Origin of the sequence: Ectothiorhodospira magna, from assembly GCF_900110965.1 — a bacterium.
Classification (GTDB): Bacteria; Pseudomonadota; Gammaproteobacteria; order Ectothiorhodospirales; family Ectothiorhodospiraceae; genus Ectothiorhodospira; species Ectothiorhodospira magna.
On record NZ_FOFO01000058.1, the window covers coordinates 1 to 1,019 of the forward strand.

Consider the following 1,019-nt stretch of genomic DNA (forward strand, 5'->3'; position numbering starts at 1 on the left):
TCTTCGGCGCTCATAACCACAAAGGCCTCACCTGCTCGTCGAGTCACCTTAAGGGGCTCATGCCGGCTAACTGCTTGCTCTACAAGGGCTTTCAGATTGTCCCTGAATTTGTTTACGCTGATTGTATCCATGACCTTTCTCTTGTGTACGGAAACTCCGTACAATTCTATAGCAAAGGCCCTAACAAGGCCAAGCACAGCGACAGCTTCTCCGCTGCGGCTTCGCCTACACTACGGCAAGTCGAAGACGTGCCAGGCAGTGCGCCCCTTGGCCTTGGCCCGGTACATGGCCTGATCAGCCTGTTGCAATAAGAGATCGGCAGTCAGTTCAGTGTCTTGGGGATAGAGCGCCAGACCGATGCTGCCGCTCATGTGCAGGGTCAACTCACCCAGTTCCACCGGTGTTGCGATGGCTTCGAGCAGTCGTTCGACCAGTATTTCACTATCAGATTTCTGGGTCAGATCCGATAGCAAGGCGACAAATTCATCTCCACCCAGACGGGCCAGAGTGTCCACGCCCCGCAGGCAGTCACGCATTCGTCCTGCCAGAGTGACTGCTCCCCGCCCTAAGCGCTGACGCGCCACGGGCGAGGCTTCCCACTTCTCAGGCAGCAGCCGGCGATGTGCCGGACTTACGCAAGCCTCCATGGGCAGAGACGGACAGCCCTTCCGCCTTCAACTTTACTATGCCTTGATGCTTGATGTTCAGCGCCGCGTTGATATCCCGGTCATGTTGTGTGTGGCAGGTCGGGCATTCCCACGACCGGACGTTCAACGGCATGGCGTCCCTCTTGTGCTGGCAGACATGGCAGGTTTTGGAGCTGGCAAACCACGGGTCGATCTTGACCAGATGCTTGCCCTGCTCCCTGGCCTTGTAGTCCAGCTTAGTGGTCAAGGCATGCCAGGACGCATCGCCGATGTGCTGGGCGAGTCTGGCGTTCTTCATCATGTTGCCGACCTTCAGCGTCTCGACGATCACCGCTTGGTTGTCGTCAACGATCTGTCGAGAGAGCTTGTGCT

The 1,019-nt window shown here is 57.3% G+C and carries 3 protein-coding genes; all 3 read right to left on the minus strand.

Annotated elements, in window-relative coordinates:
• A partial coding sequence (locus BMX62_RS12510) for a type II toxin-antitoxin system Phd/YefM family antitoxin (protein ID WP_143339826.1) occupies positions 1-131 on the minus strand: 131 nt, incomplete at its 3' end.
• 99 nt (positions 132-230) lie between these two features.
• Complete coding sequence (locus BMX62_RS12515) at positions 231-584, minus strand: diguanylate cyclase domain-containing protein (protein WP_162273548.1); 354 nt, start codon at positions 582-584, stop codon at positions 231-233.
• Between the two features lie 19 nt (positions 585-603).
• Positions 604-1,019 (minus strand): RNA-guided endonuclease TnpB family protein (locus BMX62_RS12520; protein ID WP_143339828.1); only part of this gene is annotated, 416 nt, incomplete at its 5' end.